A 22,969-nucleotide genomic window follows, 5' to 3' on the forward strand; every position below is an offset into this window, starting at 1 on the left:
GGTAGCGCATCCCAGACTACTATCTATGATGGGGCCATGACTTCGAGTGAGACCGCATCCACCGGACAGCTCCACCGCGACCGTCGTACCGCGATCCTGGAACACATGCGTAGTGCGGATATGCCGGTCATGATTCTCGGGACCGGCCCTGATCTCGAGTATTTCACGGGCCTGGATATCGACTCGCATGAGCGCCTGACTGCGCTGGTCATTCAGACGGAAGGCGATGATTTTCTTATCGTCCCGGCTGTCGACGCGGGGAGCATCGTCAGGGAACGCACCGAGGAAATCGGAATCGCCCTGATCCCTTGGCGGGACGGACAAGATCCGTACCAGATGATCAGCCGGAATCTCGTCCCGTGTAACGGTACTTCCGGAGATAACGTTCACGGGGTCGGCTTGGGTTCTACTCTCACTGCGGACCATGTCCTTCCGCTGCAGAGCAGATTGGCTGGGTTCCGCTACGTCAGTATCCTCGCGGCACCGGTGATTGATCGGCTACGGATGGTGAAAACAGGCTACGAGATCGAACAACTCGCCAACGCCGGGGCCGCCATCGACCGGGTCCACGCGCGGGTTCCCGAGCTGTTGCAGCCGGGCAGGACTGAAACTGAGATAGCCGAGGAGATCACGCAGATGATCCTCGATGAGGGGCACGCATCCGTTGATTTCGTCATCGTCGGGTCCGGACCGAACGGTGCTGATCCACACCACAGTTTCTCCGACCGCAGACTTCACACCGGCGACCTCGTCGTCGTCGACATCGGAGGCACATTACCGAGCGGTTACCGCTCCGACTGCACTCGCACGTATCTCGTTGCTGACGCAGATCCACAGGTGATCACCGAACAGGTGCTCGACATGTACCGCGTGCTGGAAAAGGCTCAGTCGGCCGCCGTCCGGGCGGTCCGTCCCGGAGTCACCGCCGGAGAGATCGATCATGTGGCCCGCGATATCATCACGGCGGCCGGATATGGGGAACAGTTCATACACCGCACGGGGCATGGTATCGGTCTATCGACGCATGAGGCACCATCGATCTCGGCGGGATCTGATACCGTCCTTGAACCGGGAATGGTGTTCTCAATCGAGCCGGGGATCTACCTGACGAACGAGGTAGGGGCCCGGATCGAGGACATCGTAGCCGTGACCGGGGACGGGGTTCGGACACTCAACAATCGGCCGAGGAGCCTGTTCTGGTGAACCCGGGATCTGTCCTATTATTGGGCGGCCACAGTGACATCGGGACCCAGTTAGCCGAGCGCCTGGCAATCGGCCGGGCCGTGGTTCTCGCGGCACGGGACCCGGATGCGCTCGATGACGTCGAGGAGCGAATGTTCATGGCTGGTGCGGACAGCGTTCATCGCATCGCTTTCGAAGCCACCGACATGGACAATCACCGGCAGGTCATTGAGCAGGCGCTGGCAGTGGCTGGGCCAACTGCGTTCGCCATCGTCGCCTTCGGGATCCTCGGTGATCAGGAGCAGGCGGAACAGGATGAAGCGCACGCCACCCGGATAGCCACCATCAATTACACCGCGCAGGTATCTGCACTGACGATACTCGCCGATGTGCTCACGAAAACATCGGTATCGGGGATGACTGCGACTATCATCGCGTTCTCCTCTGTCGCAGGATGGCGTCCCCGCCGCGCGAACTACGTGTACGGGTCCACGAAAGCCGGTCTCGACGCTTTCTGTCAAGGGCTCGCAGACCGCTTGCACGGCGGTCCAGTTCGGTTGATCACCGCACGGCCGGGTTTCGTCATCGGGCGGATGACACGCGGCATGGTCCCTGCTCCGATGTCCGTCTCCTCCGCAGAGGTAGCGGATGCGATTGCCGGGGAGATTCGGGTCCAGGACGAACGGGGGCAGATCCGCTCAATGACCTTGTGGATTCCCCGTCGACTTGAACTTCTGGCTCGGATCATGCGCATCGTTCCTCGCCCGGTGTGGCGCAGGATGCCACGCTGAGTCTGAAGGTAGGATGACGGGCCATGACCTCCTCCGCCACCGGTCACTGCACTGCCCCCGGCAGCGGTGTGGATCATCGGGACACACCTCTTGCCACCGTCATAGGAATCAGCGCCGCAGGCATGTCAGAACTTCCGGAGACCTCGACGGCCAGGCTCCGAACCGCTGATGTGGTGATCGGTTCTTGGCGTCAGTTGAACCTCATCGACGGGGGGATTTCGGCCGAGCGACGCCCCTGGCCTTCACCGCTGCTGCCCTCGATCCGGCCACTGTTCGAGGAATTCGCCGGACGGCGAATCGTGGTGCTCGCGTCAGGCGACCCGATGTTCCACGGAATCGGCACGACGCTTACCAGGATCTTTGGTGCGGACCGCATCGAAATTCTGCCGCTCGCGTCTTCTGTCTCCCTGGCCTGCGCACATCTGGGATGGGCTCTCGATGATACAGCGGTCATCAGCCTGGTCACTCAACCTGCCTCCGCAATCATCCCGCTGGTGGACCAGGGGCGACGATTTCTGATACTCGGCCGTGATGAAAAAACCCCCGGTGACATATCGGAATTACTGTCTGCTCTCGGCCACGGTTCTGCCATCATCCGGGTGCTGAGCGATCTGGGGGGACCGGACGCAGACGTGCAGACACACAGGGCCGATGCTGTGACGGAACCTCGGAGCGCATTGAATGTAATCGCCGTAGAACCGTCGGGCGGTCCCACCCGAAGTCTCGCCCCCGGACTCCCGGACGAATCCTACGCCACCGATAAGGGCCAACTGACCAAAACCGATGTCCGTGCGTGGACGGTCTGTACTCTCGCACCACGCCCGGGAGAACAGCTCTGGGACATCGGCGGTGGTTCCGGTTCCGTTGCGATCGAATGGCTCCGTGCTACCCCGGGGACCCGTGCAATCACCTTCGAGAAGGAACCCCACCGGAGGAGAATCATCTCCACCAACGCACAGAACCTTGGGGTTCCCCATCTGGAGATCCTCGGTGCAGCACCCGACTGCTTCAGAAACGCCGACCGCGATCCGGACGTTGTATTCATCGGCGGTGGCCTCATCACCCCCGGACTCGTCGATGCCGTGTGGTCCCGGTTGCGGCCGGGCGGAAGACTCGTGGCCAACGCCGTCACCATCGAATCGGAGCAGGTGCTCTGGCACCACCGCGCACGCCGTGGGGGCAGGATCACCCGGATGCAGATTGCCTCGGAGAGCACCATCGGTGGTTTCACCGCACTACGACCGGCATTGCCAGTAACGCAGTGGCGCGTCGTCAAGAAAATGGGACCCGCATCCACCCGGAAAAGAGAGAATGACACACCATGACCGTCTACTTCATCGGCGCCGGACCGGGCGCAACGGACCTGCTCACTCTCCGCGCGGACCGACTCATCAGATCCTGTGGTGTCTGTCTCTACGCCGGCAGCATCGTCCCGGAGGAGATTCTCGAGCACTGCCCCGATGATGCCGAGGTGATCAACACCTCCCGGATGGCGCTCGATGAGATCATCACGGTGATCGAAAGTGCCAACAGCAACGGCCTCGACATCGCGCGTCTCCATTCCGGGGATCCGTCGGTGTATTCCGCGCTGGCTGAACAGGCCCGACGCCTGACGGAAGCCGGTATCGCCTACGAAATCGTTCCCGGCGTTCCATCCTTCGCCGCCGCTGCAGCATCACTCGGGCACGAGCTCACCGTCCCGACTGTCGGGCAGACCGTGATCCTCACCAGAATCAGTGGTCGGGCGTCCACAATGCCCGAAGGTGAGGATCTCGCCACACTGGGTTCCTCTCACGCGACCCTCTGCATCCATCTCGCAGCGCACGACATCAACCGTGTCGTCAACGAACTGATCCCGAATTACGGGATTGATTGTCCCGCTGCAGTCGTCGCCTACGCCAGCCGCCCCGAGGAGCACATCGTGCGCGGACGACTCGGCGACATCGCCGATAAAGTGCGTACCGCGGGCATCAGCCGAACTGCCTTGATCATCGTCGGGGAGGTTCTGGGAGCTGAGGGGTTCCCCGACAGTTACCTTTATTCGATGGATCGCCCACGCGATGAGGAAGGACGGACGCTACCGTGCACGCACTGATCCTCGGGGGCACGTCGGAGGGACGTGAACTCGCCGCACTGATGTCCGCCCGTGGCTGGCGTGTGACCAGCTCGCTTGCAGGCCGCGTCGACAATCCCCGGCTGCCGGTTGGCGAGGTCCGGATCGGCGGCTTCGGTGGCCCCGCCGGACTCACCCGCTGGTTGATGGAACAGAGGGTGGCAGTGGTGATCGACGCGACCCATCCCTTCGCCGAACGGATTTCCCTGTCCGCCGACGAAGCAACTCGGGCCACCGGAATCCCGCTGATCGCCCTGCACCGCCCTAAATGGGAACCTATAACCCGAGACAAATGGCGGATGGTCGACACAATGGAGGAGGCGGCACGGGTCGCTGAGCGGTACTACCACCACATCCTGCTCACGATCGGCCGACAGCAGCTCGCTCCTTTCGCGCACGATGCTCTGAACCTCTACGTCATCAGGTGTGTGGACAAACCTGACACGCCGCTTCCGACTCGTCACCGGGTGATCCTTGATCGAGGGCCATTCACCGTGGCAGGGGAGAAGAAGCTCATGCGGGACAACCAGATCGACTGTGTCGTGACCAAGAACTCCGGTGGCGAGTACACACGGCCGAAGCTCGACGCGGCACGCGAACTGGGGATCGACGTGGTTATGGTGCGCCGTCCGGATCTGCCGGGCGGTGGTCGGATCACCGTGGTACACACTGCCGAGGCGGCTTTCAATGCCGCGATGGAACTCTAGCTGTACTGAGATCGCACCGCTAGAGACAGAACCACCGCAGTTGCGCTGATTTGCGGTCTCATCGTCGTGGATCTCGACGTAGGCAAAGCGGGAATAGTCTCGTCGATGACGAGCATGGAGGTATGCCTTTTCCACTGAAGGGTGGTCGTACTTGTTCCGGGATTTATCAGGAGTGGAGATTCGATTTCTCTCTTCTTGCTGCCGACCGACGTAGCGCAGATCTCCGCCGTCTGGGGTGTTTCCAAGCTTCTTCACATCCACGTGAGTCATCAGCCGGGATAGTCGTGTTCATATCGACGAACCGCTTCTCCGGTGGCTCACTGGTGGTATCTGGTCGGGTGCTGCCTACTACGCGATGCGATGCGCATGGTTCCCGTGTCGCACATCGAGCACGCTGCCGACACCATGACAGGATGCGGAGGTCATCCCGTCCAAAGAGATCGGGGAACTACCGGTGAACGCCAGGCCCGTTTATGTCCGCGACGAGCGACTACCTCGATCATCCTCTCCGGTCAGTACATCTAGCAGGTGTTCAGATGTCCGTAACCACTGACGATTGCCACGAACTCGGCGAACCGGCTGCGGAACTCCGCCAACTGCTCGGCCCCTGCGGGGGAGAGGTGGTAGACCTTCCGCCCGGGTCCGCCTTCACCGGGTTCCCAGGTCGATGTCGTCAGCCCGTCGTCCTCCAACCGGTTGAGCACCGGATAGAGTGCGGCTCCCTTGACCGGGTTCAGTCCCCGTTCCGCGAGTCGCTCAGCAAGCCCGTAGCCATGGCCAGGCGCGATCTCCATCTCCCCGAGAAGTAACAGTGGCAACGTCACGCGCTGCCAGGCCGCGAACTCCCGATCCGAACGATCACCCATCGTTTCCTCCCCGCAGCGTGGGTAGGCCGGCGTCAATCCAGAGTTTGGGGACCGTCATGGCGAGGCCGACGAAGAGCATCCCACTCACCACGAGTAGGAACGTCTCCCCGCTCCGCATCACGCTGACGGCCACCAGGGTGACGAACCCGTACTGGAGCAACTGCCACCGGCTGCGACTCCGCAGTGATCTATCCTCTCCTCCGGTACGGGCCGCGGCGATGGTCGGGGAGCCGAACTCCTCCTGCGGGGTGACTCCCCGGGACAGCGAGTGGTCAGCGAGCTGCCGGGCCTCCTGCTCTGCGCGGGAGGGGCTGTACCCGTAGTTACTGCGCAGCAATGTGCCGTACCGAGACACCCACTGTCCGGGATCGTCACAGGTGTCCCGCTGGTGGTCGGGGACGATGCCGTCGTCCGGGGTGATCCACCAGCTCAGAGCGACGAGTCCGAGACCGATGGCCGGAACGAAAACGGACGGCAGATCGATAATCGGTGCCGGATCTGTCACGACCGTCGTCACGCCGGTCGTGAGGATTCCAGCGACGGTTCCGACAGCACCACCCCAAAAGCCGATGGACCGTCCGCTGCCATGGCTGAGGAGTGCGAGGTGAAATGCCGTGAGGCTGACGGTGAATCCGAGGGCGAACACAATCATCCTGGTGCTGAGTGCGAAGGTCCATCCAGTGGTGAACAGCCAGAACGAGGCGATGAGGACCGTGAATCCGGCCTGCATGAGCACGCCCGACAGCAGGTTGCGCCACGTCAGTCCGGCCAGTTCAGGTACGTAGGGGTGAGACCTGATGGTCTCCTGCGCGGCGTCGTGTGGTGTGGACCATGCCGCATCGTCTGGATCAACGGCGGCATGGATCAGGGCGTTCCTCATCGTGTCGGTTTCCCGGGCGAGGGCATCCCCGTCGAGTCTGCCACTCGTGGCGAGATGAAAACGGTACTCGGATAACCACGAGGATTGGGCTGCAGTCAGCTTGTTGTGCATAAAACGGTAATTCCTCTCGTGACTCGGTGAGTGAATTATCACCACCCCAGGCTAGATAAATTTTTGATCTAGTCAATTAGTAACTTCAGATGGTCACCTGACGCCTTCCTCTCGCAGACGCCCCCCTCGAGCCACCGGAGACAACCGCCACACCTTCCCACATTCCCAACATGGCGAAGACAAAGAGACAAACGCACCGAACTACCGGAGCAGTCCGCCACCATCCCATTCCCGGCTCAGAACACGCATGAAAAATCCGGCCCTGCAACGGCAACAATTCCGTTGCAGGGCCGGATCCACGGGATCAAGTACCAGAGAACCTGTCGGCAGGAAATTAACGTGGAAGGAGATTCAACAACATTGAACGAACGGGGCCGACGATCACACCCAATGCGTCGAGGGCGAGTGCTACAGCCGCAACAGATAGCAGGACGCGAGCCCAACTGGGGGAACCGTCATACCATTTCTGCAGGCCATTGGCACCGATTTGGGCGGAGAAGTTGTTGTTGGACACGGATCCGAGGTCGGCAGAACCCGAATCAGCCTTCTTCGCCACCTCTACCGCCTCCTCGACAACGGCAGAAGTACCAGTCGTTGTGTCCGCCGTAGCAGCGGGGGTAACGGCACCAGTAGCGAGCGTGAGAGCGACCGCTCCGGAGATGAAAGCATGGAGAAGTCGGTGGGTGGGCGTCCGCATCAGGGGAAACTCCTAGAATCAAAAGGGAAAGTAAGGTTGCTATGTGTATGTCCGGCCGGAGACCGACCATGACTCCGCATCGTGCCCGAAGGTTTATGACATCTTAATCGTAGCGCCGAGAAGTGAACACCCGCGGACCATCAGGCCCCTGGTACACCCTCGTAGTCGAAGCCCCGATGATGAGCATGGTCCGCATGTCGACCACCTCAGGATCAAAGTCACCGAGTGTGCTCACCGTGACAGTCTCCTGAGCGGAACCAACCGCACGGCCTACGATGACCGGAGTATCGGGACGTTGATATTCCGCCACGATGTCACGCAGCTCCGTCACCTGGCACCGCCTGGTCCGTGATGCCGGGTTGTACACGGCAAACGCCATGTCAGCCGATGCGAGAGCGCGCACCCGTCGGACAATGACCTTCCATGGTTTCAGTCGATCGGAAAGTGAAATCATTCCAAAATCGTGACCGAGCGGCGCACCCACCCGTGATGCGACGGCCTGCGCGGCAGTCATCCCTGGAACGATCCTGACGGGAACCTCCCGCCACGCACCATCGTCAGCGGTCTCCAACACAGCAGCCGCCATCGCGAACACACCGGGATCACCGGAACTGACCACCGCCACACGGCGTCCCCGTGCCGCGAGATCCAGCGCCATCGCAGCACGTTCAGCCTCGACCCGGTTGTCGGAAAGGTGACGACGCTGCCCGGCGCGGTATGGGACCCGGTTGATATAGGTGGAGTATCCGACGAGGTCCTCCGCCAGCTCCAATTCCCGCGACACTTCAGGAGTAGTCCAGGCGGCATCACCCGGACCCAGCCCGAGAACGACCACCTCACCGCGGATCGAGACGGGGGAAGTGGACGACGGTTCCGGGGATGCCGCACAGACACCTTCCCGATGGGAGGGGACAACAGCGACCGCGAAGTACGGCACCCTGGTCACCTCACTTGCCGGACACGCATGCTCCCCGTCCATCCCGATGCGGGAGACAACGTACGCGCGCCCCAGGACGCCCGCCCGGTCGAGAGCCCGCTGCACCTTCGGCCAGGTCCGCCCGAGTTTCATCACCACAGCGGTATCTGTGTCACGAAGTCGGCGCGTCAGCTCATCCTCGGTGAGAGTCCCGGGGAGGACCGTGAGTACCTCGTCATCCTCCGCCAGGGGTCTGGCGAGAACGTCGGCGGCAGCAGTCACCGAGGTTACACCCGGAATAATGCGGGCTTCCCGGGTTCCTGGATGATCCGCCAGTATCCGGTGCAGGTGCTGGTAGGAGCTGTAGAGCATCGGATCACCGAGTGCGAGAACAGCGACATTACGCCCAGCGTCGAGGTGTGTGGCAAGGCGGTTCGCGGCTTCGACGTAGAAGTCCGCAAGTGCACCGGCGTAACCACCCGGATGATCGGTGTCGCCGGTGGTGACCGGGTAGACGAGCAGCTCATGGATCTGCCCTTCCCGGAGGTGCCCCTTCACCACGGCACCCGCCGCGGAAGCACCCCCGGGTTTCGCATGGTAGGCGACAACATCAGCGTCGTTGATTGCACGAGCCGCCGCGATGGTGAGCAGGTCCGGGTCACCCGGTCCAACGCCGACTCCGGTGAGGATTCCGCCGCGCCGGGCCATCTAGATGATCTCCCGGGCATCAGCGAGCGCATTGATAGCGGCGCAGGTGATCGCGGAACCTCCGCGCCGACCGTGCACGGTCAGGTAGTCAGTCCCGAGCATCGATGCCGCGTTAGCGAGGGCCCGTTTGGATTCCGCTGCCCCGATGAATCCGACAGGGATACCGAGGACTGCCGCAGGACGGGGTAATCCAGGATCCCCGGACAATAGTGTCAACAGATGAAACAGAGCGGTCGGAGCGTTACCAATGGCGACAACTGCGCCGTCGAGGACGGGACACCACAGTTCCACGGCTGCCGCCGTGCGAGTGGTCCCGAGTTTCCGTGCCAGGTCCTCGACGCGGGTATCCCCGAGGAAACAGATCACCTCGTTGTTCGCGGGGAGACGGCGTCTGGTCACTCCGGAAGCGACCATCTGAACATCGGTGAGTATCGGCGCGCCGGACTCCAGAGCTCTCCGTGCAGCGGGCACAAGTCCGGGGGACATCGAGATGTCCGGAGCAAGGTCGACTTCACCCGCAGCATGGATCATCCGGACCGCGACGGTCCTCTGTGCGCGATCAAAGGCACTCAGATCGGCTTCATCGCGGATGGTGGCGAAGGAACGGCGGTAGATCTCCGCACCGTCAGTGATGTAGTCGTACATGCCGGTCATCCTACTGTCCGGGATTCAGCTCCCCGTATCCTGGTGCCCGACCTTATATTCACCGTCCCCGACTGCAAGGTAGTCCATGTACTGTCCCTGTACGGGATGTCCGCAGCGGCGTTCGCAACCCGAAAAGTGGACGAGCCCCTCCGCGTTCCCGGGAATCCGCTGTTCACGGACCGCATTCTCAGCGTCGGCACGAGTGTCAGATGCCGCCTTGTCACATCCACTCGATCCTGTGCACGCGGAGACGTCGAGCCAGGGGGATGAGGCATCGAAGATCAGACCCATCGGGGCGAGGACCTTGACCACCACCTCTGCGGAGGCCTCGTTGAGTCCGTCGATGATGACCGAACGCCAACAGGTCACCTGGGTGGGCCTTCCGATGGTTGCGATCATCCGCGCGAGATGCGCGTCGAGTTCCCCGAACTTGATCCCCGCTGCGAGACTGACCGTTCCGTCAGGACGATCAAACCAGCCGATAGGCGGTTCCGGGATCTCTGTCGGCACAGGGGGAACCATCACTGGGCACGCGAGCCCCGAACTAATGAGATCAGTGGCGATGGCGGCCGCCGCGCCGGGTACCTCGTCGATACGCCACGCAATACCGCGGCGTTCATTCCACATCACGGCCGCGCGTACGAGAGCCCGGACGGAATCACCCGGGTCGGTGGCCGCACCGGTGAGTTTCCCACCGAGGATCAGGTGATGATGGTCCGGTCCGGGAAATATCCCGATATCCGGCCTCCGGGCGAGGATAATTCCGTTTCCATCATCGATACCGAAGAGGATCCGACCAGACAGTCCCGCGGTATTCGGGTCTGCGAGAAGCATACGATCCAATTCCCGGACGAGGGGAATTAAGTCCGGCGAGAGAGGCGCGGCGATGACGTTACGGACCCTGTCGTGGGCGATACTCGGAAGCAGGCCCGCTGCGTCAACCGCAGCCGCGAATTCAGCGGTATGTTCCTCGGTGATTCCTCTAATCTGGAGATTTCCGCGGGTGGTCAGACGAATCTTCCGGTCACCGTAGTCTTCCGCGAATCCGGCCAGGGTCTCCCACACTCCGGGGGACACGTAGCCACCGGGGATCCGGATCCGCCCTATCCGACCATCGGCTGCACGGTGCATGTGTATCGCGCCGGGACAGGCATCGGATCTGTCCCGGTCTCCCAGACGACGGGAGTTCTCCACGGTGTGTCCGGCCTTATCCGGCTCGCTGGAATCCACGGTCATACTCTCAGTCTAGGTCTCGGCTAAACCCGATCCGTTTCTGGGACGCCCCTCGTTGAGTAGGGGATGATGTCCACCGGACTCCCGGAGCGTCGTTAAAGTGGTGTCATGTTCAGCCATATCCGATCCCCCCACCTCCACACGGTCGCATCTGTGCTGCTGCGTACGGTGATCCCGGTGACAATGGACGTGGCACGGAGTCAGATCCTGCGCTGGTTGAGCAGCGATCGAACGGTCATCCGATACCCGGAGCGGAAGCGTCCGCAATGCTCGGTGACTGACATGGAACCCGGAACGGTACTATCATCCGAGCCGGTGGATGTCCTGGGGGCGGGTGGAGGTTTGAATCCTGCGGTCGCAACCGCGTTCTGCTACACCACCAGGAACTCATCCGGGAGAGTGATCCCCGCGACGGGTGTCCTACTCCGGTCCCGGAGGATGGCCTCGAGGCACACCGGACCACGCCCCCTGATCGCCTTCGCCCCATCCACCCAGGGGGTCGCACGGCACTGTGACCCCTCCGCAAGCTGTACGGTTGGCCTCAACCTGTTCCTCCGTCCCCCATTTGACTGCATCATCGCTTACGAACTTCCCGTTCTGCTCGCGCTAGTGGCGTCCGGTTTTCACGTTGTGTTCATCGACTATCCCCGGGATGAGGCCACGGGTGTCCAGTACTATGGCGACAACATCGCCGGTGGCCATGCCCTCGCCGATGCGGTGCGGGCCGCAGTCGCTCTCGGGGTGTCGCCGCGTGCGCCGCTCGGGCTCTGGGGGTTTTCGCAGGGAGGTGGCACTGTGGGCTGGCTCGTCGAGAATCCGGGATACGCACCCGATGTCGTTCCGCGCGCGGCAGTCATCGGAGCTCCTCCGTCGGATCTCTGTGCGGTCCTGCGTCACGTCGACGGCGGTCTGATCACCGGCGCCCTCGCATACGCGGTCGCAGGGCTGATGGTGAGTTCGGAGGATCTCCGGCGGACATTGTGGCCACTATTCAACAAACACGGTCGGGCACAGATCCGCGCGAACACCGCCACCTGCGCGGGGGGAAGCATCATCACTTCCGCGTGGTCGTCCACCCGACGCTGGACGTCATCCGGTCGATCCCTCGCTGAGCTGGCCGAAATTCTGCCGTCGGTGAGAAGTGCGTTACGGCGCCAGATGCTGGGGGGCGGAGTTCCCTCGTGCCCCGTGCTGCTGTGGGGTTCCGCGAATGACGACGTCATTCCGGTCGGTCAAGTTAGGGATGTCGGACGTAAGTGGGCGGCATCCGGGGGAGAAGTCGTGTACCGAGAATCGATGATGCCGCGAATCCCCGGGCACGGGGCGTTGAATCACTTCCTCCCGTATTACCTCCGCCTGCCCAGGAACATCGCCTGGTTGACAGCGGCACTGCGGTAGGCTGACCAGAGCAAAGACCCATTTACGTACCCCCGAACGCGATGCCCCACAGGCACCGCAGGCAAGGACCCCTCCACCGTGATTCTGCTTCTCTCCACCTCCGACACCGATCTGTTGTCCGCGAAGTCCGCGAATGACCATCCGGAGGTGGAGTACCGCTTCGCCAACCCGAACGGTCTATCCACCGAGATGCTCGACGAGCATCTCTCCGGCGCCGACCTGGTGATCGTGCGATTGCTCGGTGGCAAGCAGGCATGGGAGGACGGCCTGGACCACATCCTGCGCAGCGGTGTTCCGGCGGTTGTCGTGTCCGGCGAGCTCGCTGTCGATGCAGAACTCACTGAGTTGTCCACCGTGCCCGCCGGTGTGGTCACCCAGGCGCACACGTACCTGGCGGAGGGGGGCGCGGACAATCTGCACCAGTTGCACAACTTCCTCTCCGACACGGTGCTGCTCACGGGACTCGGCTTCGACGAGCCGGTCCGGATGCCGTTCTGGGGTCATCTGGACCGCCCGGAGTTCTCCGGACCGAGCGACGCGCCGCGGGTGGCGATCCTCTACTACCGGGCGCAGCATCTCGCCGGCAACGTGGACTACATCCACGGTCTGGCCGACGCGATCGAGAACCTCGGCGTGCGCGCGGTGCCGATCTACTCCGCCTCCCTCCGAACCGCACCGGATGACCTGCTCACCGAGCTGGCGGACATGGACGTGCTCATCACCACGGTGCTCGCGGCCGGTGGCACGAAACCCGCGACCGCACAGGCGGGGGAGCAGGACGAGGCCTGGGATGTGGCGGCTCTCGCCGCACTCGATGTGCCCATCATCCAGGGGCTCGCGCTGACCAACCCACGCTCCAGGTGGGAAGAGTCCGATGACGGACTGTCACCGCTGGACGTCGCCACCCAGGTCGCGGTACCGGAGTTCGACGGCCGGATCATCGCCGTGCCATTCTCCTTCAAGGAGTACGACGCGGACGGCCTGATCTCCTACGTCCCCGACCACGAGCGCTGCGCCCGGCTCGCCGGGATCGCCTGCCGCTTCGCCCGGCTGCGGCATCTCGACAACGCGGAGAAGAAAATCGTCATCATGCTGTCGGCGTACCCGACGAAGCACGCCCGGATCGGCAACGCGGTCGGCCTCGATACCCCGGTGTCCACCCTCAAGGTACTGCGGGCGATGTCAGAGGCCGGATATGATCTCGGAGACACCTCTGAGATTCCCGGTTACGACGATCTCGACGGCGACACCTTCATGCACGCCATCATCGCCGCCGGTGGCCACGACCCCGAGTGGCTCACCGAGGAGGTGCTGGCCAATAATCCCCTGAAACTATCGAAGCGGGACTACCTCGACTACTTCGCCACCCTGCCGGAAAGTATGCGAGAGGAAATGACCGAACACTGGGGTGAGGCCCCCGGCACGCACTATGTCAACCCCGCCACCGGTGAGCTCTACGTCGCGGGGCTCGTCTTCGGCAACGTCGTCGTCATGGTGCAGCCGCCCCGTGGCTTCGGTGACAACCCGGTCGGCATTTACCACGACCCGGACCTGCCGGCGAACCACCACTACCTCGGGACATACCACTGGCTCCGTCACGTCTTCGGCGCGGACGCCATCGTGCACATGGGCAAGCACGGCAATATGGAGTGGCTGCCCGGAAAGACCGTCGGCATGTCCGCGGACTGCTACACCGACCAGGCGATCACCGACATGCCGCTGATCTACCCGTTCCTCGTGAACGACCCGGGAGAGGGGAGCCAGGCGAAACGCCGGGCCCACGCCACCCTCATCGACCACATGATCCCGCCAATGGCCCGCGCGGAGTCCTACGGCGACATCACGCGGCTCGAACAACTGCTCGACGAGCACCAGAACATCTCGGCGATGGACCCGGCGAAGCTGCCAGCCATCCGGCAGGAGATCTGGACCCTGCTCACCGCCGCAAAGATGGATCAGGACCTCGGCTGGGAACAGCGCCCGGACGAGGAGGTCTTCGATGACATGCTCATGCACATCGACGGCTGGCTCTGCGAAATCAAGGACGTCGCCATCCGCGGTGGCCTGCATATCCTCGGTGGGGACATCTCCGGCGAGATGCGTATCGAACTCGTCCTCGCGATGCTGCGTGCACGCCAGCTCTGGGGCGGGGAGCGCAGTGTCCCGGGCCTGCGGGAAGCACTAGGTCTCTCCGAGGCCGGCGACGAGACCCGGACCCGGGTGGACACGGTCGAGGAGGTCGCGCACGGGATCCTCAGCCGCCTCGACGAACTCGGCTGGGACGTCGAGCAGGTCGACTCCGTACTCGACGGGACTCCCATGCCCGACACCGCGGACCGGGACACGGTGGCCGCGATCATGCGCTTCGCGTGCACCGAGATCGTCCCCCGACTCGCCCAAACCCCGCGCGAAATCACCCAGATCCTGCACGCCCTCGATGGCGGCTTCATCGACGCCGGTCCCTCGGGTTCCCCGATGCGTGGCCTGATCAACGTCCTGCCGACCGGCCGAAACTTCTACTCCGTCGACCCAAAGTCACTGCCCAGCCGCCTCGCCTGGGAGACCGGACAGTTGCTCGCCGACTCGCTGATCGACCGCTACCGCGACGACCATGATGGCGTCTATCCGACGTCCGTCGGACTGTCGGTGTGGGGGACATCCGCGATGCGCACGTCCGGCGATGACATCGCCGAGGTCTTCGCCCTCCTCGGGGTCCGTCCGGTCTGGGACGAGGCATCGCGCCGAGTTACCGACCTCGAGGTCATCGATCTCGAGGAACTGGGGCGCCCGCGCATCGACACCACCGTCCGGATCTCCGGTTTCTTCCGCGACGCGTTCCCGCATGTCCTCGCGTTACTGGACGACGCGGTGCAGATGGTCAAGAACCTCGACGAGCCGGACGAGAGCAACTACATCCGGGCCCACGCACGTGCCGACGGCACCCTCGACGAACACACCCACCGGATCTTTGGGTCCAAGCCCGGGACCTACGGCGCCGGTCTGCTGCAGCTCATCGAGTCCGGTGCCTGGCGCGACGACGCCGATCTCGCCGAGGTCTACACCTCCTGGGGCGGCTACGCCTACGGGCGCGGTATCGAGGGCGTCGAGGCCGCCGAGGACATGCGCACCGCCTACCGGCGGATCCAGGTCGCGGCAAAGAACGTCGACTCCGCAGAGCACGACATCGCCGACTCCGACGACTACTTCCAGTACCACGGAGGAATGGTCGCGACCGTCCGGGCACTCACCGGAAACGATCCCGAGGCCTACATCGGAGACTCCCGCCGCCAGGAGACCGTTCGCACCCGCACCCTCCACGAAGAGTCACGCCGCGTGTTCCGCGCCCGCGTGATCAACCCGCGCTGGATCGAGGCCATGCGGAAGCACGGCTACAAGGGGGCCTTCGAGATGTCGGCGACCGTGGACTACCTCTTCGGCTACGACGCCACGACCAACCTGATGGACGACTGGATGTACGAAACCCTCACCGACACCTATGTCCGCGACGAGGTCAATCGTGAGTTCTTCCGCCAGTCGAATCCCTGGGCACTCCGGGACATCTCCGAGCGTCTCATCGAGGCCGCCGACCGCGGGCTGTGGGAGGAACCCTCCGAGGAAGCCATGGAGCTGCTGCGGGAAACCTACCTTGAAACGGAGGGAGAACTGGAAGCACGAAACGGCGATTGACCCCGTTCTTCGAATAACCTCACACCTGGCGCCTCTGTTGGTCAACCAGAAGCAGACGCACCGATATTTCAGGTAAGTCCACCGATGTGCTGATACTACGGTCTGTCTCCTCCGTGAATGCCGATTTGATATCCCCGAGCCGTGGCCGGGCCGCCGTTAGCTCTCGTACGAGGGGCAACCGGTACACTCGGTCAGGTGCCTCTTCTGATTGCCATCCCGTACATCCTGATCGAATCCCTCGCTTTCTGGCTAGTGTCCAGATGGATCGGAGTCGGCTGGGCGCTGCTCCTGCTGATCACCTTCTTCTTCGGTGGGCTGCTGCTCGCAGCCAATGAGATGCGCCGCATCGCGGTGAAGCTCGCCCAGGGGCGTGTCGATGCCGGTCGCGGGGCCGGGGATTATGGCCTCGTCGCAGCGGGTGCTCTCGGTGTCGCGATGCCCGGCTTCATCACCACCCTCGTCGGACTGTTGTTGATCATCCCCCCAACGAGGTCCGTCGTCCGAGGTGTCCTCGCTCGACAGATGCGGCGCAGGATCGAGGATCTCGGGGTCCGTGGATTTCAGGCCGCCAACAGGTACCGTCAACAGACAAGCTATGGAACCTTCGTCGTGGAACATGATTCGACGGGAGATTCCCCCACCACACACGCACCGGATGATCAGGAGATCCAGCGTTGGAGCAACGAGATCACCCCTGATGATTTCCTCGGCGAACACCGAGGCGACGGCGACAGCCGCCCAAAGGACTGACGCCCTGTCACATGAGCTTTTTCCTACGCCTGCTCCTAGCCCTGAGTAGCGGGATTCTGGTCTACACCTCCTACGAACCGCTGGGCTGGTGGTTTGCGGCAATACCCGGTATGGCATTGCTCTACATCGCTCTCGCGCCATGGAAGTGGGGCCGGTTCACGTCATCGCCGCGGTTACACACGGGAGCGCTCCTTGCGTTCGTCCAAAGCCTAGTTCTCTATCTTCTGCTCCTCCCGTGGATCGGGGAACTGGTGGGCACATTTCCGTATGCCGCACTCGCGGTGACTGAGGCGCTCTACGCGATCTTCTTGGGGCTCGGTGTCACTGCGGCGGCAAGACACAGATGGGGTGTGGTGTTCTACGCCTTCATCGCCGTGGCAGTCGAATGGCTACGCAGTTCCTGGCCGTTCGGCGGGTTCCCGTGGGTCCGTCTCGCCTGGGGACAGATCGATGGTCCACTACGCTTCCTCGCACCACTCGGTGGCCCCGTGGTGATCACCTTCGCTGTTGTCCTCGTCGCCGCCGGAATCGCATCATTCATGCTGCACAGTAAACAAGTGACCGGGCTTCTGCTCATCGCCGTACCAAGTATGATCACAGTCGGATCCTGGGCCACAAGTCCCGGTGATCGCGCGGACACGGGGGAGCTCACCGTTTCCGCGGTGCAAGGCAACGTCCCGCGGCTCGGTCTCGATTTCAACGCGCAACGCCGCGCGGTGCTGACGAATCACGCCCGGGTGACGGAAAGCCTCGACCAGCCCGTTGATCTGGTAGTTTGGCCCGAAAACTCTGCGGACGTCAATCCTTTCGCCGACCAACGTGCCAGGGAACTCATCGACGAAGCCGTACGGTCCGCCGAGGCTCCTGTACTGGTCGGTACATTGACTCGTGATGAGGTAGGCGACCGCAACACCGTAGTCGTATTCGATCCAATCACCGGCCCCGGGGAGTGGCACCACAAGAAGTACCTGCAACCATTCGGTGAGTGGATGCCGTTCCGTGAGCTACTCCGTCCACTCTCTCCCTACGTGGACAGAGCTGGCGACTACAAACCAGGGGACGGTGACGGGGTCGTTCACATCAGGGTGCCCGGTACCACGAACATGATCGGGGTGGGGGTGGAGACGTGCTACGAGGTCGCCTTCGACGCTGCGGGGCGAGAGGCGGTCAACGCCGGAGCCCGGATACTGACGACCCCCACCAATAACGCCACGTTCGGTTTTTCCGACATGACGTACCAGCAGTTGGCGATGTCCCGCATGCGGGCGCTGGAGCTCGACCGCGCTGTCGTGGTCGCCGCAACCTCCGGGGTTTCCGCAATCATCGGACCCGATGGTCAAGTCAGAGCAAGCACGAAGATCTTCACTCCCGCGACCCTCACCGAAACCCTCCCCCTGCGCGACCGGCTAACCATCGCCTCACGGTATGGTTCCCTGATTGAAGTCGCACTGGGTACAATTGGATGGATATGTCTGTTAGTCGCGCTCATCGCCGGTCGGTCTACCGGTCCGGACTGTTCCCGACGCAGGCGCCAGCCACACCGAGGAGTATGACTCACCCATGCCGAAGCCGAGCGCCGCAACACTGGTCATCATCCCGACCTACAACGAGCGGGAGAATCTTCCCCTGATCACCGGCAGGGTCAGATCAGCGACCCCGGAGGTGGACATTCTCGTTGTCGATGATGCCAGCCCTGACGGTACTGGTGAGCTCGCTGACGAGATATCCTCATCCGACGAACAGATCCACGTTCTACACAGGGATGGTAAAGGAGGGCTCTGCGGCGCCTATGTCGAGGGCTTCCGGTGGGGTCTCGAACGCGGTTACCGCGTCTTGTGCGAGATGGACGCTGACGGATCTCATTCTCCCGAACAACTACATCTTCTACTCGATCAGATCGATGACGGCGCAGAACTTGTCATCGGCTCCCGTTACATAGACGGTGGAAAGGTGGTCAACTGGCCCAAGCAGCGCTGGTTACTGTCCAAGGGCGGTAACATCTACATTTCCCTGGCTCTTGGAGCCGGACTCAGCGATATGACCGCCGGATACCGTGCCTACCGCCGGGAGCTGCTCGAGTCTCTCGACTTGGACGGACTCTCCGCGGCCGGATACATCTTCCAGGTCGACTTGGCATGGCGGGCGGTTCGTGAAGGCTTCGACGTCCGCGAAGTACCGATCACCTTCACCGAACGGGAGATTGGCGAGTCCAAACTCGACGGCAGTTTCGTCAAGGATTCCCTCGCGCAGGTAACCGCGTGGGGTGTCGAACACCGGCGGGAACAGCTCTCCGCAGTGATCGACGAGGTAAAGAAAGAGATCGAGTTCCGTCGCCGGAAGCGCCACCGCAGCTAGCTTCCTCCGGAGGGTTATCCGGGCCGGGCCGAGGGTCCTCCAGTGTTCCCGGATCAGAGGCCCCTTTGACAGCCAATGCGCCGGAGGAGACCACAACTTCTGTACATCGGCGGACCTCCCAGAACTCGTCTGACGCCTCCTGATGTGTCCCCAGTATCCCGCGTGATGAGTAGAACGACCCTCCCGAGCCATGGTCTCCCGCCAGGGGAGTGGCACCACATCACGAACAGGTCCGGCGGTCCACCGAAAACGAAACGACAGGCGAAAACGTGTCCGGGGCATATCCCTGACGCCTTCACAGAAGGGCAGGAGCATTCCGGCTCCCACCGGTGACGAAGCCACGGATGGGAGCCGGGACGGGACGACCGCTGCACGATTCCGGTTTTCCGGTCCGCATGAGGCGAAAAAGGACCCACCGGAGCCCGATCAACAGTGATCGCCCCGGCAGTCCATTCCAGTGTCGTCGACGGGAAATCTAGGACCCGTTCTTCTTCGCTTCCTCCTGCTGCTGCTTGAGCAGACGGGCAGCGTTCCGGCGACGCTTCCGCAGCAACTCGATGCGCTCTTCAAGCAACTGATCGAGTTCCTCAATACTCCTACGCTCACGAAGCATGTCCCAGTGGGTACGCGGCGGCTTAGTGGGTTTGGCTTCAACACCCTCCCCCTCCATCAGGGTACCCATCTGTCCGTTCTTACACATCCAGGTACCCGGAATTTCCGCGTCATGGGCGAAGGGAACCTCAAAAACGTCTCCGTCGTCGGTACGGTATTTCACCAGTTGGCGCGGCGCGAGGTCGTGGTCACGGTCGGTCTCGTAGCTCACGGCGCCCATGCGGCTACCGCGGAGAACACGATCTGCCATAGAGGTATCAGTCCTTTACTGTGCGAAATACTGGTTTGACAGCCCTGATCAGACGTACCACACCCATCTTAAGAGTGCCTGGTTCACCCCATCCACCACACCAGTAACGATGTGTTCGACGGAATCAACGGATCCACCAGCCCCATACTCTGGACAGGAGTTGAAGTGCCGCTGATAGCAGAGTTGTATATCCACCCCACTATAGACCCTGGACAGGGCTCCCGACCACTACGCCGATCCTGAATGGAAGTAGACGGCGCCGTAGGGAACGGAAACCCGACACCGGGGTGATTGTTGATGGGGGAGGTACCAAAGCCCTAGAGTTGGGGGAGTGAGAGAGGAAGCGATCGTCAGGCGCCAGGCGACATGCCAGTGGTGCCAGGGGCCCGTGCCGAAACAGGGCCGCGGACGACCGCGAAAGTACTGCAGTCATTCATGTCGGCAACGCGCATACGAGCAGCGAACCCGGTTCTCCGGTACCTCGATTCCTCCGGACGCAGTGATCATGGGCCCGGAAAAGGTGGAACAGCTCACCGACCTACTCTTTGAACTCCGCTGCGCGGCAGAGGATATTGCCACCGCCGCAGACGAAGGATCACCCCCTGAAGAGATCAGAGATCTCTGCACCGAATTGATCACCCTCGCACGTCGCGCCGAAAACCTCCGCTAACTCCGCAAACCGGAAGAGAACCCATGGAAACCCTGAAGAAGCCGTTTGTGGCTCTGACCGTCATCGCCATCATCGTCATATCCCTGGCGAGCGTCGGCCCCCTGGTGTACAAACTCATCACCAATCCGGGTATCCGCACCGGTGGGATCAATGCAGAGAACGCCATACCAGCATCGACCGGTGTTGACGGCCACTGGAATCTCGTACCGGGATCCGGAGCGAACACAACAGGCGTCGGCTTCACATTCAATGAGGTTCTACCTGGCGAACGGAAGACCACATCGGGTACCACATACCAGGTCACCGGATTCCTCGATGTGTCGAACGGAGAACTGACCGACGGTGAAGTTGTCGCCGATGCAACCTCCATCAAAACCGATATCGAGAAACGCGACATCAATGTCCGCAGGAGTATTCTCCACACCGACGAGTTCCCGACGGCGACATTCCGGGTGAAAGGCCCATTGAACCTGACTGAACTTCCCGATGACGGCACCGTCGTCAGCGCCGAAGTGCCGGGGGTTCTGACGTTGCACGGAACCTCCCGAGACGTGGTCCCGACCCTTGATATCCTCCGTACAGGCGAAAGAGTCATCATCGCCGGGATACTCACTGTGAATCGGACTGACTACAACATACACACACCCGAATTCGTCGCGGCAACCATCGCCGAAGAAGGCGAGATCAACATTCGCCTCGTTTTCGAGAAGTAAGGAAAAGCCACATGGCACACCGCATGATCCCGATGCTCTGGTTCCGCATCATCATCCTGATCGGTTTTCTGGGTTACACCACGTACTCGCAGATGTGGTTGATCGCGGGGATCGGCGTCGTTCTTCTCGTCCTGACGGGATTCCAATTACGGACCGCTCAGAGCACGCGGGACCGTATCCACATTGATCAACCCGGCCCCGGCCAGAAGAATCCAAACTAATTCAGCTCAGCGAAAAATAAACAGAGCTAAATGCCTTTCGTCACTAGTGACGAAAACTGGTACGGCCGACCCACCCTACGGGGGCGCTCGACAGAAGATGGCGAACGGCATAATCATGGTCCACATTTTACCAAGTCACAGCCCGTTCGTTTCGAGATCCGAGACACTCCGGGATATCTACGACCACACCCTACGGGAGGTGGCGGCGGTAGGACATGCCGTGACAGACCCCGGGTGGAGGGAAATCACAGACCAACGCCGTCCAACCGGTCGAGGTTCCACAGTCGGCGAATTGCACGGAGCCCAAAAACGGCGATCCATGGAGCAGTTCCGCAGAGATGCCGATGCCACAGGTCCGGCAAATCCCGCCATGTCCGATAATGTACATTATGTCATTTAAGACTCGCGCAGCGCCATCACTTCCACGGACCCGGCCTCACTCCTGCACCGGAATGGACGGCTCCCCCCCCCCCGCCATTCAGACCACCGTTCGACTCAACCCTCGAATAAATAAATATCCCAGGGTTATATAGACCAAGGCATGCGTTCAGCACGCCCGCCTGTTTACCTCTGGCAACACCTAAACATGCTTCAAACGTCTTCATGGTTCATCCAACTTCCTCCGTCTGATCCCGGCATGACTGTTGTCAAGTTTTGCATGAACGGCTTCACCACGTTTACGGCGAGAGCCAATTATCGAATGGCCTTTAGGTCGGGATGACTGTAAGCTCATGGATACCCTTAAGGTCACAGAGACCAAAAGGATGATGAAAGGAGAAACGGTGCACCAACCCGATACCCGCCTTGCCGTATCCACCGTGATTTTCGCCCTTCGTCCGGAACCCGAGGCCACACCGTCCCTGTGGACGCCTTTCGTCAGACGGACCCGCGACCCGCACCTCGGCCAATGGGCTTTGCCGGGAGGCTGGCTACCCGTCGACGAGGGGTTGGAGGACGCCGCGTCGCGCACACTGGCGGAGACCACCGGCCTACGACCCAGTTATCTCGAGCAGCTCTACACCTTCGGCGATGTGGACCGCTCTCCCACCGGCAGGGTCGTCTCCGTCATCTACTGGGCACTTCTCCGCACCGACGAGGCACAGCACGCCGGGGAACGGGAAAACGTCCGCTGGTTTCCCGCCGGAGACCTGCCGAATCTCGCATTCGACCACCGGGCAATCGTCGATTACGCCCTAGATCGACTACGAACCAAGGTCGAGTATTCAGCCATCGCACGGTCTTTCCTTGGCGAGACTTTCACGCTCACCGAACTACGACACGTTCACGAGGCAATTCTCGGGCATCCCCTGGATCCCGCAAACTTCCGTCGTTCGATGACCTCATCCCCCGATCTCATCGACACCGGGCAGGTAGTCACAGGCACCCCTCATCGACCGCCCAAGCTCTACAGCTATCGTGCTCCGGGTCCAGCCCACCCCTCGTACGAAGCCTAACCACCAAGTA

General features: G+C 62.0%; 21 protein-coding genes and 1 pseudogene. 14 read left to right on the forward strand and 8 right to left on the reverse strand.

Translation table 11 applies throughout. The features are described from left to right. Window positions 1-36: 36 nt before the first annotated feature. From QWU43_RS03925 to QWU43_RS03945, 5 genes are read left to right on the forward strand one after another with little or no spacing between them, the layout of a single operon-like run. Window positions 37-1,203, forward strand: coding sequence for a M24 family metallopeptidase (locus tag QWU43_RS03925; RefSeq protein ID WP_370914197.1), 1,167 nt, complete (start codon window positions 37-39; stop codon window positions 1,201-1,203). Next, window positions 1,200-1,973, forward strand: a complete 774-nt coding sequence (locus tag QWU43_RS03930; protein ID WP_370914198.1) for an SDR family oxidoreductase — start codon at window positions 1,200-1,202, stop codon at window positions 1,971-1,973. The genes QWU43_RS03925 and QWU43_RS03930 overlap by 4 nt, the downstream gene beginning before the upstream one ends. 23 nt (window positions 1,974-1,996) lie before the next feature. After that, on the forward strand, window positions 1,997-3,298 hold the full coding sequence (cbiE, locus tag QWU43_RS03935; RefSeq protein ID WP_370917157.1) for a precorrin-6y C5,15-methyltransferase (decarboxylating) subunit CbiE: 1,302 nt from the start codon (window positions 1,997-1,999) through the stop codon (window positions 3,296-3,298). Next, window positions 3,295-4,068 carry a precorrin-4 C(11)-methyltransferase gene (gene cobM / locus QWU43_RS03940; protein WP_370914200.1) on the forward strand — a complete coding sequence of 258 codons (774 nt, stop codon included), beginning with the start codon at window positions 3,295-3,297 and terminating at the stop codon, window positions 4,066-4,068. The genes cbiE and cobM overlap by 4 nt, the downstream gene beginning before the upstream one ends. Further along, window positions 4,056-4,793 (forward strand): cobalt-precorrin-6A reductase, encoded by a 738-nt coding sequence (locus QWU43_RS03945; RefSeq protein ID WP_370914201.1) that lies wholly within the window; start codon window positions 4,056-4,058, stop codon window positions 4,791-4,793. Before cobM ends, QWU43_RS03945 begins: the two co-directional genes overlap by 13 nt. A 51-nt stretch (window positions 4,794-4,844) precedes the next feature. Here QWU43_RS03945 and QWU43_RS03950 read toward each other — a convergent pair. The 7 genes and pseudogenes from QWU43_RS03950 to QWU43_RS03980 form a co-directional block, all read right to left on the reverse strand. Beyond that, window positions 4,845-5,110: pseudogene (locus QWU43_RS03950) on the reverse strand (IS481 family transposase); the annotation flags it as partial. Between the two features lie 204 nt (window positions 5,111-5,314). Continuing rightward, entirely contained in the window at window positions 5,315-5,659 is a 345-nt protein-coding gene (locus QWU43_RS03955; RefSeq protein WP_370917158.1) for a PadR family transcriptional regulator, read from the reverse strand. Then, window positions 5,652-6,650, reverse strand: a complete 999-nt coding sequence (locus QWU43_RS03960) for a hypothetical protein (protein ID WP_370914203.1) — start codon at window positions 6,648-6,650, stop codon at window positions 5,652-5,654. The genes QWU43_RS03955 and QWU43_RS03960 overlap by 8 nt, the downstream gene beginning before the upstream one ends. 334 nt (window positions 6,651-6,984) lie before the next feature. Further along, complete coding sequence (locus tag QWU43_RS03965) at window positions 6,985-7,347, reverse strand: hypothetical protein (RefSeq protein WP_370914204.1); 363 nt, start codon at window positions 7,345-7,347, stop codon at window positions 6,985-6,987. 103 nt (window positions 7,348-7,450) lie between these two features. After that, window positions 7,451-8,971: a precorrin-3B C(17)-methyltransferase gene (cobJ, locus tag QWU43_RS03970; protein ID WP_370914205.1), complete on the reverse strand. Its 1,521-nt coding sequence runs from the start codon at window positions 8,969-8,971 to the stop codon at window positions 7,451-7,453. After that, window positions 8,972-9,616, reverse strand: a complete 645-nt coding sequence (locus QWU43_RS03975; protein ID WP_370914206.1) for a precorrin-8X methylmutase — start codon at window positions 9,614-9,616, stop codon at window positions 8,972-8,974. Window positions 9,617-9,640: 24 nt separating this feature from the next. After that, a complete protein-coding gene (locus QWU43_RS03980; protein ID WP_370914207.1) occupies window positions 9,641-10,852 on the reverse strand; it encodes a precorrin-3B synthase in 1,212 nt (403 codons plus the stop codon). A 105-nt stretch (window positions 10,853-10,957) separates the two neighbouring features. On the opposite strand from QWU43_RS03980, the gene QWU43_RS03985 reads away from it, so the two are divergent. The 5 genes from QWU43_RS03985 to QWU43_RS04005 all read left to right on the forward strand — a co-directional run bounded on the left by QWU43_RS03985 (window position 10,958) and on the right by QWU43_RS04005 (window position 19,039). Continuing rightward, window positions 10,958-12,247 (forward strand): lipase family protein, encoded by a 1,290-nt coding sequence (locus QWU43_RS03985; protein ID WP_370914208.1) that lies wholly within the window; start codon window positions 10,958-10,960, stop codon window positions 12,245-12,247. A gap of 78 nt (window positions 12,248-12,325) precedes the next feature. Then, window positions 12,326-15,934, forward strand: coding sequence for a cobaltochelatase subunit CobN (gene cobN, locus QWU43_RS03990; RefSeq protein ID WP_370917159.1), 3,609 nt, complete (start codon window positions 12,326-12,328; stop codon window positions 15,932-15,934). Window positions 15,935-16,129: 195 nt separating this feature from the next. Beyond that, window positions 16,130-16,684, forward strand: a complete 555-nt coding sequence (locus tag QWU43_RS03995) for an FxsA family protein (protein WP_370914210.1) — start codon at window positions 16,130-16,132, stop codon at window positions 16,682-16,684. 11 nt (window positions 16,685-16,695) lie between these two features. Beyond that, window positions 16,696-18,237 (forward strand): apolipoprotein N-acyltransferase, encoded by a 1,542-nt coding sequence (lnt, locus tag QWU43_RS04000; RefSeq protein ID WP_370917160.1) that lies wholly within the window; start codon window positions 16,696-16,698, stop codon window positions 18,235-18,237. A gap of 7 nt (window positions 18,238-18,244) precedes the next feature. Next, window positions 18,245-19,039, forward strand: a complete 795-nt coding sequence (locus QWU43_RS04005) for a polyprenol monophosphomannose synthase (RefSeq protein ID WP_370917161.1) — start codon at window positions 18,245-18,247, stop codon at window positions 19,037-19,039. 475 nt (window positions 19,040-19,514) lie between these two features. On the opposite strand, the gene QWU43_RS04010 is transcribed toward QWU43_RS04005, so the two are convergent. Continuing rightward, window positions 19,515-19,901 carry an RNA polymerase-binding protein RbpA gene (locus QWU43_RS04010; protein ID WP_370914213.1) on the reverse strand — a complete coding sequence of 129 codons (387 nt, stop codon included), beginning with the start codon at window positions 19,899-19,901 and terminating at the stop codon, window positions 19,515-19,517. Window positions 19,902-20,232: 331 nt separating this feature from the next. Here QWU43_RS04010 and QWU43_RS04015 point away from each other — a divergent pair, with 331 nt between their 5' ends. From QWU43_RS04015 to QWU43_RS04030, 4 genes are all read left to right on the forward strand, one after another. Next, window positions 20,233-20,571 (forward strand): hypothetical protein, encoded by a 339-nt coding sequence (locus tag QWU43_RS04015; RefSeq protein ID WP_370917162.1) that lies wholly within the window; start codon window positions 20,233-20,235, stop codon window positions 20,569-20,571. 23 nt (window positions 20,572-20,594) lie between these two features. Beyond that, on the forward strand, window positions 20,595-21,284 hold the full coding sequence (locus QWU43_RS04020; RefSeq protein ID WP_370917163.1) for a YceI family protein: 690 nt from the start codon (window positions 20,595-20,597) through the stop codon (window positions 21,282-21,284). 11 nt (window positions 21,285-21,295) lie between these two features. Then, the gene (locus QWU43_RS04025; protein ID WP_370917164.1) at window positions 21,296-21,505 is read left to right on the forward strand and encodes a hypothetical protein; all 210 of its coding nucleotides are present in this window, start codon (window positions 21,296-21,298) and stop codon (window positions 21,503-21,505) included. A 782-nt stretch (window positions 21,506-22,287) separates the two neighbouring features. Further along, window positions 22,288-22,959, forward strand: coding sequence for an NUDIX domain-containing protein (locus QWU43_RS04030; RefSeq protein WP_370914219.1), 672 nt, complete (start codon window positions 22,288-22,290; stop codon window positions 22,957-22,959). Window positions 22,960-22,969 lie beyond the last annotated feature (10 nt).

The organism is Corynebacterium sp. CCM 9204 (genome assembly GCF_041357695.1).
In the GTDB taxonomy this organism is placed as follows: domain Bacteria; phylum Actinomycetota; class Actinomycetes; order Mycobacteriales; family Mycobacteriaceae; genus Corynebacterium.